At 45.4% G+C, this 20,310-nt stretch carries 17 protein-coding genes; 2 read left to right on the top strand and 15 right to left on the bottom strand.

Annotation, left to right across the window (positions count from 1 at the left end; genetic code table 11):
* Positions 1–49: 49 nt before the first annotated feature.
* From R3O62_RS11625 to R3O62_RS11600, 6 genes are all read right to left on the bottom strand, one after another.
* On the bottom strand, positions 50–1,294 hold the full coding sequence (locus R3O62_RS11625) for an FtsX-like permease family protein (RefSeq protein ID WP_269110164.1): 1,245 nt from the start codon (positions 1,292–1,294) through the stop codon (positions 50–52).
* A 14-nt stretch (positions 1,295–1,308) separates the two neighbouring features.
* Positions 1,309–2,607, bottom strand: coding sequence for an ABC transporter permease (locus R3O62_RS11620; protein ID WP_269110163.1), 1,299 nt, complete (start codon positions 2,605–2,607; stop codon positions 1,309–1,311).
* A 10-nt stretch (positions 2,608–2,617) separates the two neighbouring features.
* Positions 2,618–3,262: a GIN domain-containing protein gene (locus tag R3O62_RS11615; protein ID WP_032536877.1), complete on the bottom strand. Its 645-nt coding sequence runs from the start codon at positions 3,260–3,262 to the stop codon at positions 2,618–2,620.
* A 39-nt stretch (positions 3,263–3,301) separates the two neighbouring features.
* The gene (locus tag R3O62_RS11610; RefSeq protein ID WP_005776280.1) at positions 3,302–3,967 is read right to left on the bottom strand and encodes an ABC transporter ATP-binding protein; all 666 of its coding nucleotides are present in this window, start codon (positions 3,965–3,967) and stop codon (positions 3,302–3,304) included.
* Positions 3,968–4,153: 186 nt separating this feature from the next.
* Positions 4,154–4,819 carry an ABC transporter ATP-binding protein gene (locus tag R3O62_RS11605; protein WP_005776276.1) on the bottom strand — a complete coding sequence of 222 codons (666 nt, stop codon included), beginning with the start codon at positions 4,817–4,819 and terminating at the stop codon, positions 4,154–4,156.
* Positions 4,820–4,981: 162 nt separating this feature from the next.
* Positions 4,982–6,247, bottom strand: coding sequence for a cupin domain-containing carboxymuconolactone decarboxylase family protein (locus R3O62_RS11600; RefSeq protein WP_005819154.1), 1,266 nt, complete (start codon positions 6,245–6,247; stop codon positions 4,982–4,984).
* Positions 6,248–6,427: 180 nt separating this feature from the next.
* Here R3O62_RS11600 and R3O62_RS11595 point away from each other — a divergent pair, with 180 nt between their 5' ends.
* Together R3O62_RS11595 and R3O62_RS11590 are read left to right on the top strand one after the other, a co-directional pair.
* Entirely contained in the window at positions 6,428–7,327 is a 900-nt protein-coding gene (locus tag R3O62_RS11595) for a helix-turn-helix domain-containing protein (RefSeq protein WP_005809437.1), read from the top strand.
* Positions 7,324–8,235: a helix-turn-helix domain-containing protein gene (locus tag R3O62_RS11590; RefSeq protein WP_005809439.1), complete on the top strand. Its 912-nt coding sequence runs from the start codon at positions 7,324–7,326 to the stop codon at positions 8,233–8,235. The genes R3O62_RS11595 and R3O62_RS11590 overlap by 4 nt, the downstream gene beginning before the upstream one ends.
* A gap of 167 nt (positions 8,236–8,402) precedes the next feature.
* On the opposite strand, the gene R3O62_RS11585 is transcribed toward R3O62_RS11590, so the two are convergent.
* The 9 genes from R3O62_RS11585 to R3O62_RS11545 form a co-directional block, all read right to left on the bottom strand.
* Positions 8,403–9,674, bottom strand: a complete 1,272-nt coding sequence (locus R3O62_RS11585) for an ABC transporter permease (RefSeq protein WP_182423882.1) — start codon at positions 9,672–9,674, stop codon at positions 8,403–8,405.
* 5 nt (positions 9,675–9,679) lie between these two features.
* On the bottom strand, positions 9,680–10,987 hold the full coding sequence (locus tag R3O62_RS11580; RefSeq protein WP_005809443.1) for an ABC transporter permease: 1,308 nt from the start codon (positions 10,985–10,987) through the stop codon (positions 9,680–9,682).
* 22 nt (positions 10,988–11,009) lie between these two features.
* Positions 11,010–12,299, bottom strand: coding sequence for an ABC transporter permease (locus R3O62_RS11575; RefSeq protein ID WP_317472667.1), 1,290 nt, complete (start codon positions 12,297–12,299; stop codon positions 11,010–11,012).
* 3 nt (positions 12,300–12,302) lie between these two features.
* On the bottom strand, positions 12,303–13,610 hold the full coding sequence (locus tag R3O62_RS11570) for an ABC transporter permease (protein ID WP_005809446.1): 1,308 nt from the start codon (positions 13,608–13,610) through the stop codon (positions 12,303–12,305).
* A gap of 18 nt (positions 13,611–13,628) precedes the next feature.
* Positions 13,629–14,936, bottom strand: a complete 1,308-nt coding sequence (locus R3O62_RS11565) for an ABC transporter permease (RefSeq protein WP_005809448.1) — start codon at positions 14,934–14,936, stop codon at positions 13,629–13,631.
* Between the two features lie 6 nt (positions 14,937–14,942).
* On the bottom strand, positions 14,943–16,247 hold the full coding sequence (locus R3O62_RS11560; RefSeq protein WP_022012343.1) for an ABC transporter permease: 1,305 nt from the start codon (positions 16,245–16,247) through the stop codon (positions 14,943–14,945).
* 21 nt (positions 16,248–16,268) lie between these two features.
* Positions 16,269–17,537 carry an ABC transporter permease gene (locus R3O62_RS11555; RefSeq protein WP_005776265.1) on the bottom strand — a complete coding sequence of 423 codons (1,269 nt, stop codon included), beginning with the start codon at positions 17,535–17,537 and terminating at the stop codon, positions 16,269–16,271.
* Positions 17,538–17,558: 21 nt separating this feature from the next.
* Positions 17,559–18,824 (bottom strand): ABC transporter permease, encoded by a 1,266-nt coding sequence (locus R3O62_RS11550; protein WP_005819143.1) that lies wholly within the window; start codon positions 18,822–18,824, stop codon positions 17,559–17,561.
* 120 nt (positions 18,825–18,944) lie between these two features.
* A complete protein-coding gene (locus R3O62_RS11545; RefSeq protein ID WP_005776262.1) occupies positions 18,945–20,192 on the bottom strand; it encodes an efflux RND transporter periplasmic adaptor subunit in 1,248 nt (415 codons plus the stop codon).
* Positions 20,193–20,310: the final 118 nt, after the last annotated feature.

The raw sequence follows: 20,310 nt of genomic DNA, 5'->3' as shown, positions 1-20,310 counted from the left end.
ATAATCTTGAAAACAACGCAGATAGATTACGATTTATTGCAATAAGCTTTTATTCCTCACGCAATGCTTCTGCCGGCTGGATTTTCATGGACTGACGGGCCGGGAACCAAATGCCGGCCAATATCATCAATGCCATCAACAGCAGAGTAATACATTCGCACAATACAAAACGCCCGACAGTGAACGTGGAGAATTGCCACGAAGGTGTCAGTTCGCTTTTGGCAATATAACAGTCAATGCCCAGTGCCAACGGAGTGACCAGAAGCAGCATGAACCAGCCTTCACTGAGCAAACGGAAAAAGACACTCTTCTTGCTGCCGCCTACCGCCATCATTAAAGCCATCTCTCCTTTACGCTGCTGCGTCCGGAACCAGAAAGTGCCCAACAATCCCAGGAAAATATTAAGCAGCAAAAAGCTCATCCCCACCAAATAGTTTCGTAAAGTATTCATATCGTCTAACTGGAAAGTACGACGAATATTCTGGAATGAATTTACTTTCGATAAAAAGACATTCCCCACTCTGTATTGGGATGGTGCGTCTTTCATTAACCGTTCAGCGAATCCGGCAGGTTCACCATCACTGGTACGCAGACAGATTTCATTGCCATATGCCAATTGATCCTCCCGCAATAATATTACTACCGACCGGCTATAGCAAGCGGCCGAAAAATCATCGTAACGAATCACTTCAAGTGCGGCAGACAACTTTGTACCCCGGGCTGTATCCTGATCCAAACAAAATTCTTTGCCAATATAATCTTTTAAGTCTATATGATAACGGGATTCAAAAAGATTACGCGATGCCATAAAAGCACCCTCTTTCAGCAAAGCTCCCAATTGTTCCGGTGTTTCTCCGTTAGCTCCCCGATAACGGAATACACGGAAAAAGTCAGGGGTCACCCACCGCCGGATATTATACTTCCTTTCCATAGTATCCAGACGTACTTCCATACCACTGTTACTGCCATTGTAAGGAAAAGAATTTTGTGACATACTGACTGCCTCTACTCCGGGACGACGACGCAAACGATCTAATAACTCACGTATATCGGCATTATTTTCCTCTTCCGTACGGCCGGCTATATAATCGGGGCTTTTTTCCGTGAGATAATTAAATTCAACCCTGTAAGTATTCTCTATATCAAAACCACGAGGCTCAAAATAAGTATAAAGAGTGACAAACATATAGTCGACCACATACCAAAGCACAATACTTACTAACAGTAACTCTACGAACAACCACGCATTCGAACGCCGTTCATTAACTATTTGTTTTAATAATTTTTTATTCATCGTTCATGTAGTGTTTAAGTGAGTTTTCCGCTAAGAGCATTTATGATTGACATCCGGGATGCCCGCCAAGCCGGCCACCCGCTGCTGAGCAAGTTTAGCAGCAGACAAAAGAGCAGAGCATAAATAAACGTAGAGAGTTTGAAAAGCATCTTCCACTCAATGACCGGAGCCGTATTGAGATACATCAGCCGTGAATCGGCAAAAAGTGTACCGCCCCACACATAGGAAATCAGCAAACAGAACAATAATCCTACAACACCCGCCATTAAAGTCAACACCAAATTCTCGGCAACAATCTGTCCCATCACCCCTCCGCGGGTAGCACCGAACGAACGGCGCACGCCAATCTCCGCCACACGCTGTCGCAGACGGCTGTGAGTCATCGAACTCAGGTTAATGGCAGGAACCAACAACAAAATAAGGAAAATGATCACTTGTTGGCGAAAATAACCCGCCATATCCGGTTGCTCATTTGCCCACTTATGCTGTGACATGGTCAACTGGTCATCCGGCTGACCCCGGTAAAAAACAAAATAATCTCCCAATCCGGCATTATACGCCAAACGACGTCGTTCACACTCTGCCCGAATCGCATCAAAATCAAAAGAACTACGAGCCAAAATCACAACCCGCATCGCTCCCATGATACCATCATTCCATACATTATCCCCTCCTGTGATGTTAGTTGACAGATATGGGACCCATATCTGTGCATAGGCCGTCGAAGCCATTGAAGAGACATCTTTCACAACTCCACTCACCCGGTAAGGGGCATCGTTCACAAAAATCTCTTTCCCGGCCACATTTGTAGCAGTACCGAAAAGAAGCCGGGCCACACTTTCTGTTATAACAGCCACGGGCAAACCCGATTTAGCTTCAGCATCCGAGTAAGGCTTGCCATCGATAAACGAGAAGTCGAATATACGCCAGAAAGCCCCGTCTGTCTCAAGTGCATCCACTCCTGTACGCACTCCCCGAGACAAAGAGACCTGCATCGTCTCGGGGATGCTATATATACTAATTTCTTCAGGAGTTTTTAATCCTTCGAAACATCCCTTCGCCGTTTTTATTCCCATCGGACCGTTACTTGATCCGTCGTCACTCCAGGTTTTGTTGCCTACACTCATCCATTTGACGTGCAACAAGCGGTTCCGGTTACTTTCGGGGGCAAAAGGAACCGTCTTTATCTGTTGTTGCATCACCACTACCATAATCAGGCAAATGGTCAGTGCAGTGCCCAGCACACTTATCGTAGTCAACAATGGTTGTTGCTTAAGTTGCGACAGGGCCTGCTTGAAATATTGTTTAATCATTGTGTTCTTTTTATTCTCCTACTTTCAATCCGCGTGTATTAACCCCTCCGACTCCACCTTTAGAAATATCAGCTTTACGGGCTTTACCTTTCAGGGTCATGCTTCCTACACCGTCGGCACGAGCTGTCAGTTCATCACAATCCACCCGGATATTGACACTGCCTACACCATCCAACCGTACTTTGAGAGTTTCACAAACCAAATCACTAATTTCAGCACCGCCTACTCCCGAAAGAGTTATCTTCAATTGATCCAACCGAAGTGCGGTCCGGCAATTGAAGCTGCCTACTCCCTGCAATTTTACACTCTTCAGATCAGGAGCGGCAATATACAGTTTAACATTTTTGGAATTGCTGTTATTCTCTTTATATCCAATCATCAAAGTCTCTTTTTCCACTTTCGTTGTAGTTTCGGATACATATCTCTGCGGGCCCTCTATCCGAACAGAACAACGATCGGACTGCGTAAAAATGATATCTCCGACTGCATCCAGACGGATAGAAGAAAAACCGGGAACTTTACGGTTATCAACAATGATTCCCTTACTTCCGGTAGTTTTACCACATTGGCAATCATCACTGCATTGAGCCTGTATCATATTGAAAGTTGCCCCCATTGTGAGAGCTAAAGCCACTAACATTACTCTTATTTTCATCGTTTCCTAATTTTGAGATGAATGACTGTATTATGATTATTATTGTACTTGTCGTCCGTCAAAGAACCGAATGGTGCGTGAAGTCTGTTTGGCCTGCTCCTCGTTATGGGTCACCATCACAATGGTACGTCCGTCTTCTTTATTTAACCGGTGAAGCAACTCCATTACCTCAGCCCCCATCTTGGAGTCCAGATTTCCGGTAGGTTCATCAGCAAGGATAATCTCTGGATTGCCGATAATGGCACGGGCAATGGCAACGCGCTGACACTGACCACCGGAAAGTTGAGTGGGGAAATGCCGCATACGGTGAGTCAAACCGACTTTCTCAAGCACCTCCTGAGCCAGTTTCCGACGTTCGGAAGAGCCCATACGGCGATACAGTAACGGAAGCTCCACATTATCCAGTACATTCAGGGAATTAATCAGGTGAAACGACTGGAATACGAATCCAAGTGTCTTATTACGGAAAGCTGCCAGTTCCTTATCTTTCATGCCTTCAGTGTGTGTACCGTTTATCTCTATGGTTCCGGTAGTAGGTGCATCCAGCAACCCCATAATATTCAGCAAAGTCGATTTACCACAACCGGAAGGTCCCATTATGCTCAGGAACTCACCACGGTCTACTGTCAGGTTCACATTTTCAAGAGCCACTGTTTCGATTTCGTTCGTACGGTAGATTTTCGAGAGAGAAGTCAATGTAATCATAAACTTATGGTTTTAAATTATTTCTTTTTATTAAGATCATGTTCAAATGACATGCCAAAGAATTAATACACTTATAAACAACCACTTAATATTTGGGCAGAGTGTCCGATAATGAACACTCTGCCCACAAATGAACTCTCTTTCTTATCAAAAATGAACGTTTATTCCTCGTGTAATGCTTCTGAATTATTGCACTTGCCGTCCGTCAAAGAACCGAATGGTGCGTGAAGTCTGTTTGGCCTGCTCCTCGTTATGGGTCACCATCACAATGGTACGTCCGTCTTCTTTATTTAACCGGTGAAGCAACTCCATTACCTCAGCCCCCATCTTGGAGTCCAAGTTACCGGTAGGCTCATCAGCAAGGATAATCTCCGGATTACCGATAATAGCACGGGCAATGGCTACGCGCTGGCACTGACCACCGGAAAGCTGTGTGGGGAAATGCCGCATACGGTGAGTCAAACCGACTTTCTCAAGCACCTCCTGAGCCTGTTTCCGACGTTCGGAAGAGCCTATACGACGATATAATAAGGGAAGCTCTACATTGTCCAATACATTAAGAGAATTGATCAGATGGAATGACTGGAACACAAAACCAAGCGTTTTATTACGGAAGGCAGCCAGTTCTTTATCCTTCATCCCTTCCGTGTGTGTGCCGTTTATTTCGATTGTTCCGGTTGTAGGCGCATCCAGCAACCCCATAATATTTAATAGAGTCGATTTGCCACAACCGGAAGGTCCCATTATGCTAAGAAATTCACCGCGATCCACTTTCAGGTTCACATTCTCGAGAGCTACTGTCTCAATCTCGTTTGTACGATAGATTTTTGAGAGAGAAGTTAATGTAATCATAACTTTAATTTATTTAGATGATTCGTTTTGTTCCATTTTGGCTTATATGAACAAGACATGTCAAATGGTATGCCAAAAGAATAACATCCTCATAAATTGCACATTAAACTAACAGAAGGATGTCCGATAATGAACATACTGCCCGTTAACGAACTGCCTGATTTACTTATCCTCCGGAACAATCTCATTTAAGCAAGCCAATGCATTGAGTGTACGCGGATAACCAATGTAGGGCAACAATTGAGTAATGACAGTCAGCAACACAGATTTATCATTGCCAACATTTATATTGCCTTGAATATGGCCTTTGACCTGCGCCTCACAGCCACCAAGTGACACAAGGATGGCAAAAGTTAACATTTCACGCGTTTTTACATCCAGAACCGGACGCGTTTGATAATCACCGAAACAGTTGGCGGAAAGATATTCCTGAAAATGCAATTGTCCTTGGGGTGCGGTTTCATACATTTTGTCTATTCGTTCGCCAAAAATGGATTTCTGCAAAGCAAGTCCCTTCTCCATACGGTTTTCGGAAGTTATCACCGCCTGTGGCTCCAAAGGCAACTTCACTCCTTTTGACGACAAGAATCCATTGGCTATAGAAATCAATTCCGCAACCTTTGCCATACCCACATAAGGAACGGCATGATAAAGCACTTCTTTTATTTCAAGCGGGGTAACTCCGTTGACAAAAGCGGCCTGGAGTGTTTTTTGATACTCTCCCGCAGTGCTCATGGCAATGGTGGAAGCCATTGTAACCAAAATCCGCATACGAGTATCCAAATCACCATATTGCTGTGTTTCGCCAAAAGCAAAATTAGTGAATATTTCCTCCAGTTCGGGATCGGTCTGTGCAAGGTTGTTTCCGAGGTTGATAAACCTCGTCGTGCCATTGCGGGAAACACTCGTTGCAGCTATCCCTTGGGGGGAAGTTGCCTCAGCGTATGCCTGATCATCTACAGGTTCCAACCAAGTATTTTGGTTGGTTTCAGGATTACATTCGATGGCCAGATGCGAAAACCAACTGTCAGGGGCGGCTCCATGCCAATGCACTACATCCGGAGCTATCTCCACTACATCTCCGGGCAGTAACAGACGGGCATTTTTCCCTTTTTCCTGATAATACCCTCTTCCTCCGACAGCTATCAGGATTTGTCCGCCCGTATGGCTGTGCCAATTGTTACGGCATCCGGGCTCGAAAGTCACATTGCTGACAGGACAATTCAATTCATCATTCTGTGTCAAGCGTGCCAGATAGGACTGCCCTATAAAAAACTTCGCATATTGCACGTTTGCATCTCCTATGGGAAACACACTCGGATTTTGTAGAACTTCTTCTTTTTTCATATTCTGTGCATTTAAAGAATTTGTGGTATAGCACAGCAACGTTATCATTGCCGATGCCCATATAAAATGTTTCATTTTCATAAGATTATAAATTTATGATGCAAATTTAGGCACCTTTCCGTTCTCATCGTATACCCGGATTACGGATGTAATTACCTCAATTACGGATATTCTTACCCCTATTCCGGTTTTATTCCTCCAACCCATACTACATATGATGAAAATCCCTACATTTGTCACAGATAAATAACAATATGCCCTATGGAAGAAGTAATTAAGCTCAATTCGGTAGACCAGTATAACCAGATGTACGGTCTCGAAACATTGCACCCTTTGGTGACAGTAGTCGACTTGTCGAAAGCCACGTTGTTCCCCACACACTTCACCCTCAACTACGGACTGTACGCTTTGTTTCTGAAACAAACAAAGTGCGGCGATCTACGCTACGGACGGCAGATGTATGACTATCAGGAAGGCACAGTAACAAGTTTTGCCCCCGGACAGGTAGTAGAGGTAAAGGTGACTGACGGGATACGTCCGAAGTCACACGGTATATTATTTCATCCCGACCTGATACGCGGCACATCTCTGGGACAGGAAATCAAACAGTATTCATTCTTTTCATACGCTTCAAATGAAGCCCTTCATCTTTCGGACGAAGAGAAAAAGATCTTTCAGGATTGCCTGGATAAAGTCCAGTTGGAATTATCACGTCCGATAGACAAGCACAGCAAACGCCTGATTTCGAGAAATATCGAATTATTATTGGACTATTGCATGCGTTTCTATGAACGGCAGTTCGTCACACGTTCAAAAGTGAACAAGGACGTACTGGTGAAGTTCGAAGAACTATTGGATCTCTACTTCCAAAGTGAGCAGTCGCAAACCGAAGGATTACCCACAGTGAAATATTTTGCAGATAAGGTAAACTTGTCTTCCAACTATTTCGGCGACCTGGTTAAAAAGGAGACGGGTAAGACTGCTCAGGAATACATCCAGGGTAAAATAATAAATGTAGCCAAAGAAAAGATATTGGCTTCAGAAAAAACAGTCAGTGAGATTGCATATGAACTGGGATTCCAATACCCACAACATTTCACACGCATATTTAAAAAGAATGTTGGCTGTACCCCGACAGAATACAGGATAATTCAAGTATGATGGCCTCTTCCGGTAAAGAAACATTAGATATCAAAACGGTGCATCAATGCAACCGCTGCCTGGGATGCAAGACGCTGCATCCACAGGCAAGCATTATCCGTCTGGACCATACGAATGTGGAACAGCACAGCATTAAATTCGATTTTTACACAATACTGTTGATGGAGAACGACATAGAGGATTGCTGTTGTTGCGGACGCAAAGCTTATGACTATTCCAATGCGACAATGGTTTTCCTCCCTCCGGAACAAACCTTCGACATCCACAAAAACAGAGTACTCCCACAGCAGGGATGGTTACTGGCTTTCCATCCCGATCTGCTTTATGGTACCACACTTGAAAAAAACATTCAAGAATATACTTTCTTTTTCTACCGGAAAGAAGAGGCTTTACATCTGTCCCAACGCGAAAAGGATAAGATTATAGAATGCCTACGGGAAATGGACGAGGAATTACATCACCCGATAGACCGCCATAGCCAAACACTGATTTCACGATACATCGAACTATTGTTGGATTATTGTACCCGGTTCTACGAACGGCAGTTTATCACCAGGGAGAATAAGAATAAAGTGCTGCTCGACAAAACAGACCGTTTATTGGATGATTATATTTATTCCGGTAAGCTAAAGTGGGAAGGTCCGCCTACCTCCGCATATTGTGCTGAAAATTTAAAGCTATCCGTTGCCTATTTTGAAGATTTACTCACGTTTGAAACCGGTAAAACCTTACTGGAGTTCTTTCAGTTAAAAAGAATGGAAACCGCAAAGAGAATGCTACTTGATAAAGAGAATACAATCAAAGCAATAGCCGGTCAACTGGGATTTTCTAACACGCAGTTATTCTGCTTGTTTTTCAAGAAAATCACGGGAGTAACGCCCAACGAATACAGATATTCGCAGAACTGATATTTAAAAAAGTTATATACCGTCCAAAGTTTTTTGAAAATCATGTAAATGTGTCAAAACTCACCACAGAGAACACAGAGGAAAATTTAAGTCACTGCTGATCAATATAAATAATCTGTGTTACTTCATGTCTCCTCTGTGGTGGAGGTATTTGCCGACCAATCCGGTTACTCGTCCCGCAAAGCATCCGCAGGATTCATCCGTGCTGCTTTTGAAACCGGAATATAAGTTGCCACAAACGAAACTCCCAGAATCAGAACATACGAAATAACCGATACAATAAGGAAGTGCAACACCGGACGATTCTGTATATAATCCGGGTTCGGATTATCCGGCGGGAAAGCAAAGCCATTCAGATATACTATTTGAAGTTGTACCAATGCTCCTACTACAAATGCGATAGTCACCATCCACCAAGCTTCAAAAAGAAACTGCCGGATCAACCGGTGACGGTTAGACCCCATTGCCATATAGAGCCCTATTTCCTCCCGGCGGGCATTGCAACGCAGCCAAAAGGTACCCCCCATCCCCAAAAAGACACACAACAGAAAAAATAAAGCGAGAATGGTCTGCAACCGGATAGTCCCCGTAGTTCCCATATAATACTCAAAATTTTTACTTTCCGTCCTGAAATCCGTAAGCGATGCCAGATAATAGTTCCCGATCTGCATTCGGGGACGCATTTCACGTTTAAATGTCTCGGTGAAAACAGGTGAAGCGAGTCCATCACGCACCCGGAAACAAATCCGCACTCTGCCCGGAAGATGTTTCAATTCAGAAGTAGTCTTGAATATCAGAGGACCGGGTTGGTTATTACTTCTTATCTGTACGGGGGCGATTATAGCGGTCAACGGAAACTTACGGGTCGTATCTCCCCAATGCACCCATTTATTTTGCGGATATTTCTCGCCGAACAACTTCTCTGCGAGATCAGGAGTCAGGTAGATCCCCTGTTCTCCTTCCGCAAGTACCGGAGGAATTTGCCCTGTCCGTGCATCGTGTATACGAAAAACTCCAAAATAGTCGGTTCCGGAAAGGAAGGTCATCTGCTGTGAATATGCAAGAATCGTATCATTGAAAACCTGTCCTCCGTTCCAGCCCCCGCTTTGCGGATAAGAATTAAAAAGGCTGACAGTCACATTAGAAACACCCGGATAACGGCGTACCTGATCTACGATGCGCATAAAGTCAAGACGTTTCAACGAATCGGAAGCCATCTCCGGTTTATATTTGGTATGGTTAGTTGAATATTCACCTATACTGAGCAGGTAAGTATCGGTAAGATCATAATGATCGGGCAATGCCTTATCGGATAATAATACGTACACAGGGTCGACTACTCCCCATAAAAAATAAGTCACAACCACCAGTTCTCCCAGAATCCATCCATTGGCAGCACGCTGGTTCCACAACTGGCGGAGTATCATCATCAGGTTCATATCTTTTATCTTTTTTCGTTAAGCGAATATACAATATCTTTCTTCAAAGCATGTAAAGCCGGAATCAGAGCCGACAATACATTCAGCACCAAACTGACCATGAAGGTAATACCTATCACCACCGGATTCAGCAACATACCGGGAGTCAAGAAGCTATCGACTCCCTCGGGCATCACATCTACCGAGAAAGACAACAGGTCCGGAAGCCAGTTCCGGCCACAATAGACAATCAGATACGAAAGTAACAAACCGAACAGACCTCCGATGCCAGTAAGAAACAGATTTTCCCAAAATACCTGCAACAGAAGCGAAGTTTTGGAAGCACCGAAAGCCTTACGTATGCCCAATTCGGAAAGCTGGCGCTTCATACGTGAAGCAATCATTCCTGCCAGATTCAGTGCCGGAACAAATAATAAAGCTAACAGGATAGTGCCATACACTCGTAACAGCTCTCCCCAGTCGGGTGCCGAATTAGAATATTCATAAAAAATACTTTTCCAGTAAGATACCGGTTGCCCATGTAAATCGACACTGTATTTTTTCTGAGAATAATTATATTTGCGGAACACGTCACGTACCTCTGTAATTACCTTATCTTTAGCATCGACAGAAGGAGCCAACATATAGACATTCAGATCACCTACCAACTCATAGCCACCCTTATTATCCTTTATAATATCGGAATCAACCGTCAGTGGTAACCAAATATCCGCATACGTAGCAGGGGTAATGAAGGAAACATCTTTTACAACTCCACATACTCTATATTCATCGGAATCAAGAACAAAAGTACGACCTACCGGTGGAGTCTCTCCAAAAAGCTGGCGAGCCATTGTACGCGAAATGACAGCTTTTCGTAATCCGGAATCAAAATCGGCCTGACTAAACGGCTTGCCGTCTACAAAGGCAAATTGAAACACCTTCCAGAACCCGGCATCTACCAGCTTCACCTGTACCTCTTTCAAATCTCCGTCACCAGGCAATTCAAGTAATGATGTACTGCGCCCATCCATAGATGCCCCTACAGCCTCGGTACTCTTCAGCGGATAATAAAAACGCTTCACTGCCTGAAAGGATACGTGAGAACTGAACCAATTCTCCTGGTTTTTCTGCTCTACAACAGTCATTCCTTTACTGACCAGGATACGGTTCCGGTTCTCTTCGGGATAGACCGGAGCCATCTTGATGTAACAGATGATCACCAGGCTCATGGTCATGGCAATCCCCAGTCCTGTACCGAGTATGTACACACTACTGAATAAAGGATTCTGTTTCAGGAGTTGCCAGGCCTGTTTGAAGTATAATACCATCATAGCAATTTATTTTATTTATTGGTTATTCGTCCCGCAAAGCATCCACCGGATTGATGCGGCTGAGTTTGTGTGCCGGCATCCAGATTCCGATAGAAACAACAATCAACAGCAAAAGGTATACAATCAGGGAAACAGCCGCAAAATGCAGACCGAAATGGTTAATCCAATAAACAGGCATCGTCTCTTCCGAACCGGTACAGGTAGTATAGAGACCATCCTTCAACGCATATTGCAAATAGAGCAAGCAGCCTATCAACGTCCCCAATGTGGTCAGCACCCAACCTTCGTATAAAAGCAGGCGGGTGATATGTGAAGGATTACCGCCGAAAGAAAGCATGATGCCTACCTCTTCACGGCGCGAACGGGTCTGCATCCAGAAAGTTCCGGCCACTCCCAAACAAAGGTTCACTAAAAAGAATATACCTAAAGCCAGGTTCAGGCGATACTGGTTAGTGATACCTTCAGAAAACTCGTGTTGATCCTGAATGCTGCTGAAGGACCGTACAGACTTCACATAATAGTTGCCTACCGTCAGTCCTTTATCCATCCACTCACGGAAGTGATGCAGAAAAGCCTTCTCCGACAGATTGTCGTCTATACGAAAAGCGATTAACGGAAGATAATAGTACATATAATCAGGAAACTCTTCAAACACGCATAACTCTATGGGCATGGGTTGCATATAGCTCCGGTAACGAAGAGGGGCGATCACTCCTCCCACCCGATAGTCTTCATCATCTCCATTTTCCCCCAAACGACGTCCGTAAAGCGGTTTTCCATCCTTCAGCCGATACGCTACGTCCGCAGTCAATACCGATTCGGTCCAACGGAAGTCACGGTTATCCAATTGTACGGCCGTCATACCTTCGGCTCCCTCCATCCCCATGGTCCGGAAATAATCGGTGTGGGGCATGAAAGTAAGACGGAGAGTGCGGACTGGAATGGTATCGAACATCGTATTACCGTTACTCGTGGAATTCGATGAAGGATATTGGCCATTCAAGATGAAAGTAGTATACTTTACTCCTTCATAATGTTTCAACTTGTCGAGCAACCGCTCAAAATTGGCTTTACGCGCCAATGTATCATTCTCTTCGATATGGAATTGCTCCGATTCGGCAGGGAACGATGCCAACTGAAGCAAGAAAAGATGATCGGGACGATAGCCCTCCGGCAGATTCCGATCGTGTGTCAACACTACCAACGGATCGACAATCACCCACGTGACGATCGATACCAATATCAATTCGGCCAACAGCCATCCGTTTTTCCGACGACGGGCCCAGAGGTTCTTTATTATAAGTCGTATCATGATTTATTTCTTAGTGTTAAGTGAGTCAATAATATCGTTGTGCAACGAGCGCCATGTGGGCCACCAGGCAGAGAGCAGGTTCAGTATCAAACAAAAAGCAAACGTTACGCAAAACATTAAAGGACTGAACAGCATTTGCGGATTGATAGCCACATCGACTCCGTCGGACACAACTGTCGGATATTTGTCGAACAGGCTAAATACCCAATTACGCCCTAACACAAGCAGCCCCCATGAAACAATAAGTCCCATCAGCCCGCCGATGCAAGTAAGAAGCAGATTTTCCCATAACACTTGATTCAATAATTGTTTCCGATTGGCCCCGAACGCTTTTCGTATCCCCATTTCCGCCAGACGATCGTCCATGCGACTGGATATCATCCCACTCAAATTAATAGCAGGCACTAACAACAAAGCCAAAAGAGCTCCTCCATACAGTTTAATGACCGACATCCAATCAATCTCGTTCGTATTGCCCTCTCTGAACCAAGTCTGCCAATACGGATCCGGCTGATGAAAAATATCAACTGTATATTCTTTCTGGGAAATATTGTATTTATGCACCATTTCATTGACCTCCGCATACAGTTTCGGCATATCTTCTTTCTGGCGAACCTTAAAATAAACGATATAGGTACCGACTTTATGACTGCCATCATTGTTACTGTCATATCCTGGCAAGCAAGAATAGGGCATATAGATTTGCCCGTAAGATGCCGGCAACAGATAACTGCCCTCACGTACCACTCCGACGACTTTAGACTCTTTGAAATCCAGTTTAAACGTTTGCCCAACCACATCGGTCCTGCCGAAAATGCGGCGGGCCATCCGGTCAGAAAGTACTACATTACGGATTCCACTGGCTAAATCCGCTTCCGAAAAAGGCTTCCCGTTCAAAAATTCAAACTCAAATAACCGAAAAAAATTAGGATCGGTATACTTTACCAAAGCCGGTATCTGCTCACCTTCCCCGGCCGGTTGTATATAAGCCCCCTCCCGGTTCAGAAAGTGTTCGTTTACAGCGGTAACCAGCTCCGCTGATTTCAGTGGGTAGAACCACTCTTTCAGCATTTCATAAGAACAGAGATATGAATTTCCGCCTCCTTTCACATGCATGGCACTCACCCCTTTCATCCGCATCGTCACCGAACGGTTCACTTCCGGATAAATAGGAGCTATTTTAATATAATACACAATGGCAATAATCATCGTCATGGCAATGGCAAGCCCCGTACCCAGTACATACAGACTGCTGAACAACTTGTTCTGACGGATCAACATCCACGATTGTTTTAAATAAAGTTTTATCATAGTATGTAATTTTAATAGTTATTCATCACGCAAAGCATCTACCGGATTGATGCGGCTAATCTTCCGGGCAGGTATCCAAATGCCGACTGAAACGACAATCAGCAACAAGATGTACACCATCAGGGAAGTTGCCAGGAAGTGCCAACCGAAATGATTGATCCAATAAGCAGGCGAAGCCACTTCGGGTGACCATGATCCCCAATTTGTGGAGTATAGTCCTTCTTTCAAGGCATATTGCAAATAAACAAGGCATCCCAACAGCGTTCCGATTGTTGTCAGTACCCATCCTTCACCCAGCAGCATCCGAACAATGTTTTGCGGCCGGGCTCCGAATGAAAGCATAATGCCGACTTCCTCTCGCCGTGTACGGGTTTGCAGCCAGAACGTTCCGGCCACCCCCAGACAGAGATTGATCAGAAAGAACAAGCCCAAAGTTATATTTTTACGGTATGTATCGGTAGTACCGGCACTGAACTCCGACTGTTTACGCAAATCGGTATACGACTGCACCGAATTCACATATATATTTCCGGCTTTCAACTCCTTCCCCGTCCAAGGGATGAAGTGATGCAAAAACACCTCTTCGGAAAGACGATCCCCGATTCGGAAAACAATCTGGGGCAAATCCGAATAATACCGTTCGGGCATAACCGACAGGGGATTCAGACGGACCGGCTGAGGTTGCATATAGCTTCGATAGCGAAAAGGTTTTATCACACCCGCCACCCGATATTCGGCAGTGCTGTCGTTGTTCCATGTCGTCCGCCCGGTGAGAGGACTCTCCGGATGCAAAAAGAACTCCGACGTATTGGCTGTCAGCACATATTCATCTTTATCAAAGATACGTTCGTCCAGCTCTCCGGCCGTCATCCCCTCAGCTCCTTCAAACCCCATGGTCCGGAAGAAGTCCGAACGGTTCAGGAAAGAGATCTGCCATGCCGACATATAGGTAGAATCTCCCTTAAACGTCTGGGGAGAAGTGGTACTGCTACCGGAATAAGGCATTATACGATTGAAAAAAAACGTAGCAGACTCCACACCTTCATAATTCTTCACCTGTTGAAAAATGCGGCCCAGGTTTTCCCTGCGGGACAGGCTGTCGTCTTCTTCGGGACGAAACTTCCCGGATTTCTCCGGCAAAGTCGCCAGTTCAAGAACAAACAAATGATCGGAACGAAAGCCCTCAGGTAACGTACGGTCATGGGTAAGCACGACCAAAGGGTCCGCTATTTTCCAAGAGACAATACAAACCAATACAATCTCGGCCAATAGCCACAGGTTGCGACTGCGGCGCGCCCACAAGTTTTTCAGTATTAATTGATTCATGGCTATTTATATCTTTTCGTTGATGGAATATATGATGTTTTTACGCAGTGAATACCATGCGGGACAAAAAGCCGAAAGCAGGTTGAGCAATACACACGTACCGAACGCAAGGACAAACACAAACGGACTGAACAACATATCCGGACTTAGATTAACCTCCACTCCTTCGGGGATGGGTACCGGCCACGAATTGAACAAACCGAAAATCCAATTACGCCCCAACACCAGACCTCCCCATGACAACAGCAGACCGATAAAACCGCCTACACAGGTGAGCGCCAGATTCTCCCAAAGCACCTGTCCTAACAATACCGAACGATTGGCTCCGAAGGCTTTGCGTATCCCCATCTCGGAAAGACGTTGTTCCATCCGGCTGGAAATCATCCCGCCCAGGTTGATGGCCGGAACAAACAGGAAAGCAAGCAACAGCCAACCATGTATTTTGAATACGTTCGCCCAGTCAATCTCCGAATACCCCATTTGTTTAAGAGGATACTGCCAATAAGGAAGAGGCTGATTGTTCAAGTCTATTTCCAGATCGGGCTGAGAGTGGTTGAATTTATGAACCAACTCCTGTATTTCAGCACGTAGCTTCGGGGCATCATCCGCCCCAGGCAGTTTGATAAACACCTGATAAGGACCTACCATATTGGCCATTTTATCCCCCCGATCATAACCGGTTATACAAGTATAGGGCATATACACGTCGGCATAAGAGTCGCTGAGCATATAACTGCCGCTACGCACCACGCCCACTACCCGATAGTCTTCAAAATTCAGCGAGAACGTACGTCCCACCACTTCTGTGTCACCCAATATCCTGCGGGCACCACTCTCCGAAAGCACTACATTGTGGATTCCGCTTTCAAAATCGGCCTGTGAGAAAGCCTGTCCGCCCAGGAATTCAAACGGGAACACCCGGAAGAATGCAGGATCGGTCTGTTTCACCATTACGGGAATTACATTCCCACCATCTTCGGGCTGTACATAATTTCCCAATAACATACGTCCCAAAACGGCCGTCACTTCTTCCGCGTTTTTCAACGGATAGATCCATTCTTTCAGCATATGATAAGAACAGGAGGACTTGGTCATAGAATGTTGCTCGGTGTTTTTTACGGCTACCGACGTCAACACCATCGTCTGAGACCGGTTCGTTTCGGGATAGATAGGGGCGATCTTTACATAATACACAATGACAATAATCATTGTCATGGCAATGGCCAGCCCTGTGCCCAGCACATAGAGACTGCTGAACAGTTTATTCTGGCGGATCAACGCCCACGATTGTTTGAAATAGAGTTTTATCATGTCTGTTCGGTACTAAATTTATTATTCATAATGCAGCGCTTCCGCCGGCTGCAACTTCATGGCCCGACGGGCAGGCAACCACGTGCCCAACGCAATGATCAGCCCCATCAGCAACAGTACCCCACCAAAACCGACAGCAAAACGCCACCAGGAGAAAGGAAGATTGTACAAATCGGGAATTTCCATGTGTATCATATTGAACATGACAAACAGCACCAGCGGAGTTACGGTGGTCAGCAATAACCACCCCTCGGCAGTGAAGAACCATCCTACCCGCCTGCGTGTACTGCCCAGTGCCATCCGCAGACCGGTTTCACTACGCCGTTGCTCGATGCGTAGCCAAAAAGTTCCCGTAATGCCGAAAAGCACGTTCAGCAAGATGAAAACGGACAACAGAAGGTTAATACTGATTTTCCGCCATTCAGACCGCAATCGTTCACTGCGTTGTTGCTTCATATCCTTCATGCTGGCAACGTAGAGATTATTCTCCGTCAACTGGCTCTTCATCCGGTTTAGGAAAGTCCCCATCTGTTCCGGAGTCAAATCTTCTTTCATCCGCACGGTTATCTCCATATTAGCTACCCCGGAAGCATTCACCTGACGTTCCAGCTCTTTCGGTCTCATAGTAAAGAAAAGTTCGGGCTCCGGCTTCACAAACTCGGTCATACGAACCGGGACGGTCACTGCCGCAATGCGTATCTCCCGCATACTACTGCCGGGATAACATACTTTCTGTCCTACTGCCGACTCCTCACCGAAGAAATCTTTTTCCAGATCCGGAGTAATAAAATATTCCAACTGTTTTTTGTTCAATAATTCACTCAGAAGCTGCCCCTCGCGGCTCCGGATACGAAATACATCATAAAATTCGGGAGAAACGGTATATTGGTGATAGGATTGCTCTTTGAACTTACCGCTATCGGCCGTACAAGGCATGATCTGTGTCCATGAATTACCTCCGGAATAGGGTGAGGAATAGAAAGCAACACAAGCATTATCCACTTCCGGGGCACGACGCAGGCGTTCAAGGATCCGGGCCAATGCTTCGCCTTCGGTAGGAGCCTGAGTAGTGTCGCTGACATACTCGGCGGCATCTTCGGGATAAACATCAAACGAAAGCCGCCAGCAATTCGTGATATCATAGCCCAACGGACGGGAATAGGAATAGAACTGTACCACAAACATATCTACCAGATACCACAGCGCAACGAATACGACCAGAAGTTCCATCCATATCCAACCGTTAGAGCGGCGTTGGTTCCATATTATCTTAAATATTTGCTTTATCATAACGGGTCTTTGTTTTTAAAATTATTCCATATCATGCAACGCCTCTGTAATAGGCATCCGTGAGGCCCGCCAGGCGGGGATCGCGGCACTCAGCAAATTCAGTAACAGCGTGAAAAAGAAAGCTGCAACAAAAGTGAAGGGCTGTATCAGCATATCGTGTGTCAGAGCAATAGTTCCCGAAAAGAAAAACGACCTGCAAAGAGATAACAGGGCGTATGACAACACCAGTCCGATCAGCCCACCTATGCAGGAGATCAACAGGTTCTCGGTCATCACTTGCTCTACCAGCGAAAACGAACGAGCACCGAACGCTTTACGAACCCCAATCTCACTGCGACGTTTGCGAAACTGTGTCAGCGTTATACCTATTATATTCAAGGCAGGCAGGAGCAAAAGGAAAAGAACCGTCGCACCGGTAGTTTTAAACCATTCGCCCACTGTACCCCGATCGAAACCATTTGTACCCAGCACGGCCTGCCACTGGGTATAGGGAGAATACATATAGTCAAGTTTTGTGTTGGTAAGCGAAGCATTGAAAGCCGCCTGCAACTTCAGCATCTCTTTGCGGATCGGTTCGAAATCGGATGAAGAACGTGCCAGGATGCAGGAGGTAAACTCCCCCGTAGTTCCTTCGCAATAGTTAACATTTTCCTTTAATAAGGAGGAGTTGACCGTATAGGGCACCCATACATCTCCATAGGCGTTTTCGGCAGCTTGACTCACCTCTTTCACCACACCGCATATCTGATAATCGGCATAATTCATGCGTAAAGTCTGCCCTGTTGCTTCAACCGTACCAAATAACTTACGTGCCAGTTTATCAGAAATAACCGCTTGCCGTATACCCGATTCCCAATCGGCATGTGTAAAGGGGACACCGGAAAGAAAGGTGAAATCGAATACTTTCCAGAAGCCGTCATCGGTAAACTTAATCGTATATTTATCATAAAACTGCTGTCCGCGTATATTGACCGGAAGTTGTCTGTCGGTAAAAGCAGTCACTGCCTCGGGCGTCTGCAAAGGATAAAGACATTCGCGTACTACCTTGTGACTCATACCCCCATTATTGATGGGATTCCCGTCACTCCCGCACGCTTGCAGACTGTTTACAAAAAGGATGCGGTATCGGTTAGACTCCGGCGCATACGCAGAGAAATTTACTTGATAGACGAGGTAAACAAGCATCACTGCTGCCACCGACAAAGCGGTACCCGCTACAGAGATTCCATTTACGAAACGGTTCTCTTTCAGCAAATTATAAGATTGTTTGAGATAAATTGTTATCATAGTTTCACATCTTAAAAGGCACACAATCCACCTTTTAAACCAAAATTCCGTTGACTTAAAACCAACAAGCCTTTGGTTTAAACCCTAAGGTGCCTTGATTTAAAAAGTTTTTTCGGCGTATTATTTCACTTTGAGTTTGTTCTTATTTTTGTAGTTGGTCATGTCGCTGACCACCACCTTGTCTCCCGGATTGAGTCCGCTCACCACTTCTACAAACTCAAAGTTCGAATCGCCCAGCTGAACTTTCCGTTTTACGATTTCATCGTCCGAAGTCATCACGAACAGATCGTATTCGCCGCGGCCTACATAATAAGAGGCATTGGCTATACGCAACACATCTTCTTTCACGGCATTCATCACATATACATCGGTCTTGAGTCCCGAACGCAACCGCTTGTTATTATCTTCTTTCAGTTGCACGGAGAAAGAGATAACTCCGTTCTTTGAAAGCGGAGTGACACTGCTTACGGTCCCCTCGAGTTTCTCACTGCCCACTTTCACAATAGCCTTTCCGCCCGCTGCCACACGGTCGCCATAAGTATCGGCAATCTCGCCATCCACTTTAAAATGGCTCAGATCCGAAATGATAGCCACCTGCCCTCCCTGAGGAATCTGCGCACCGATCTGGTTGTTGATATAAGTAAGGATGGCTTTGCGCGGCGAACGTATCTGTGCATCGTCCAACGTACGCTTCATTTCGGCAAGTCCCTTACGGAACATGTTGAGGTCGAGTTCAAGCACTTTCAGGTCGGCGGCTGCTACCTGTTTCTCGTTGGCATATTGTTGTTTGAGTTGTTCCAATTCGAGGCGGGACGTATTGTAGCTCAATTCGGCCTGGCGTACCTTATCGGTCGTACCGGCTCCAAGACTGTCGAGGTATTGTTCGTTGCGAAGCTCCACCTTCATCCGCGCCAGTTTCATTTCCGACACTTTGATCTGCATGGCCATATCGCTCAATTTGGTCTGGCTGTTCACCTGCGCCTGATCGAGCTTATAACGTTTCATTTGCTCTTCATCCAGTAGTTTTTTATAGTCGGTTTCCGTACTTTGTAAGTCGAGTTTCAGGATGGGAGTACCTACATCTACACTGTCACCGCCCTTTCTATATACTTCCACGATGCGGGTGTTGATCGGTGAATTGATGATCTCTTCAAAAGCCGGAACCACTTTGCCCGAAGCACTGACACTGACCTCGATCGTCCCCTTGTCAACGGTAGACAACACGAGATCCTTCTTCTGTACTCCCGTACGCAACAACGAAATTAGTAGGCTAATGCCTACTATCCCGATAATACCGATGGCCGAAAAACGAATAATCTTTTTATTACGCTCTTTATTGCGCACCTCTTTTGGAATTTCTCTGTCCATATATAGTCAATTATAGATTTACAAATATTCTTTGTATTTCTATGATCAAACCTTATGCCAAAAAAGGAAAGTACTGTGTTTCAGCAGGAAGAAGAGAAACAGGGTGTCCGATAATGAA

Origin of the sequence: Bacteroides hominis (assembly GCF_033042785.2) — a bacterium.
GTDB classification, from domain to species: Bacteria; Bacteroidota; Bacteroidia; order Bacteroidales; family Bacteroidaceae; genus Bacteroides; species Bacteroides hominis.
Note: the sequence above shows the minus strand (reverse complement) of the source record. Positions and strands in the feature narration are given on the sequence as shown.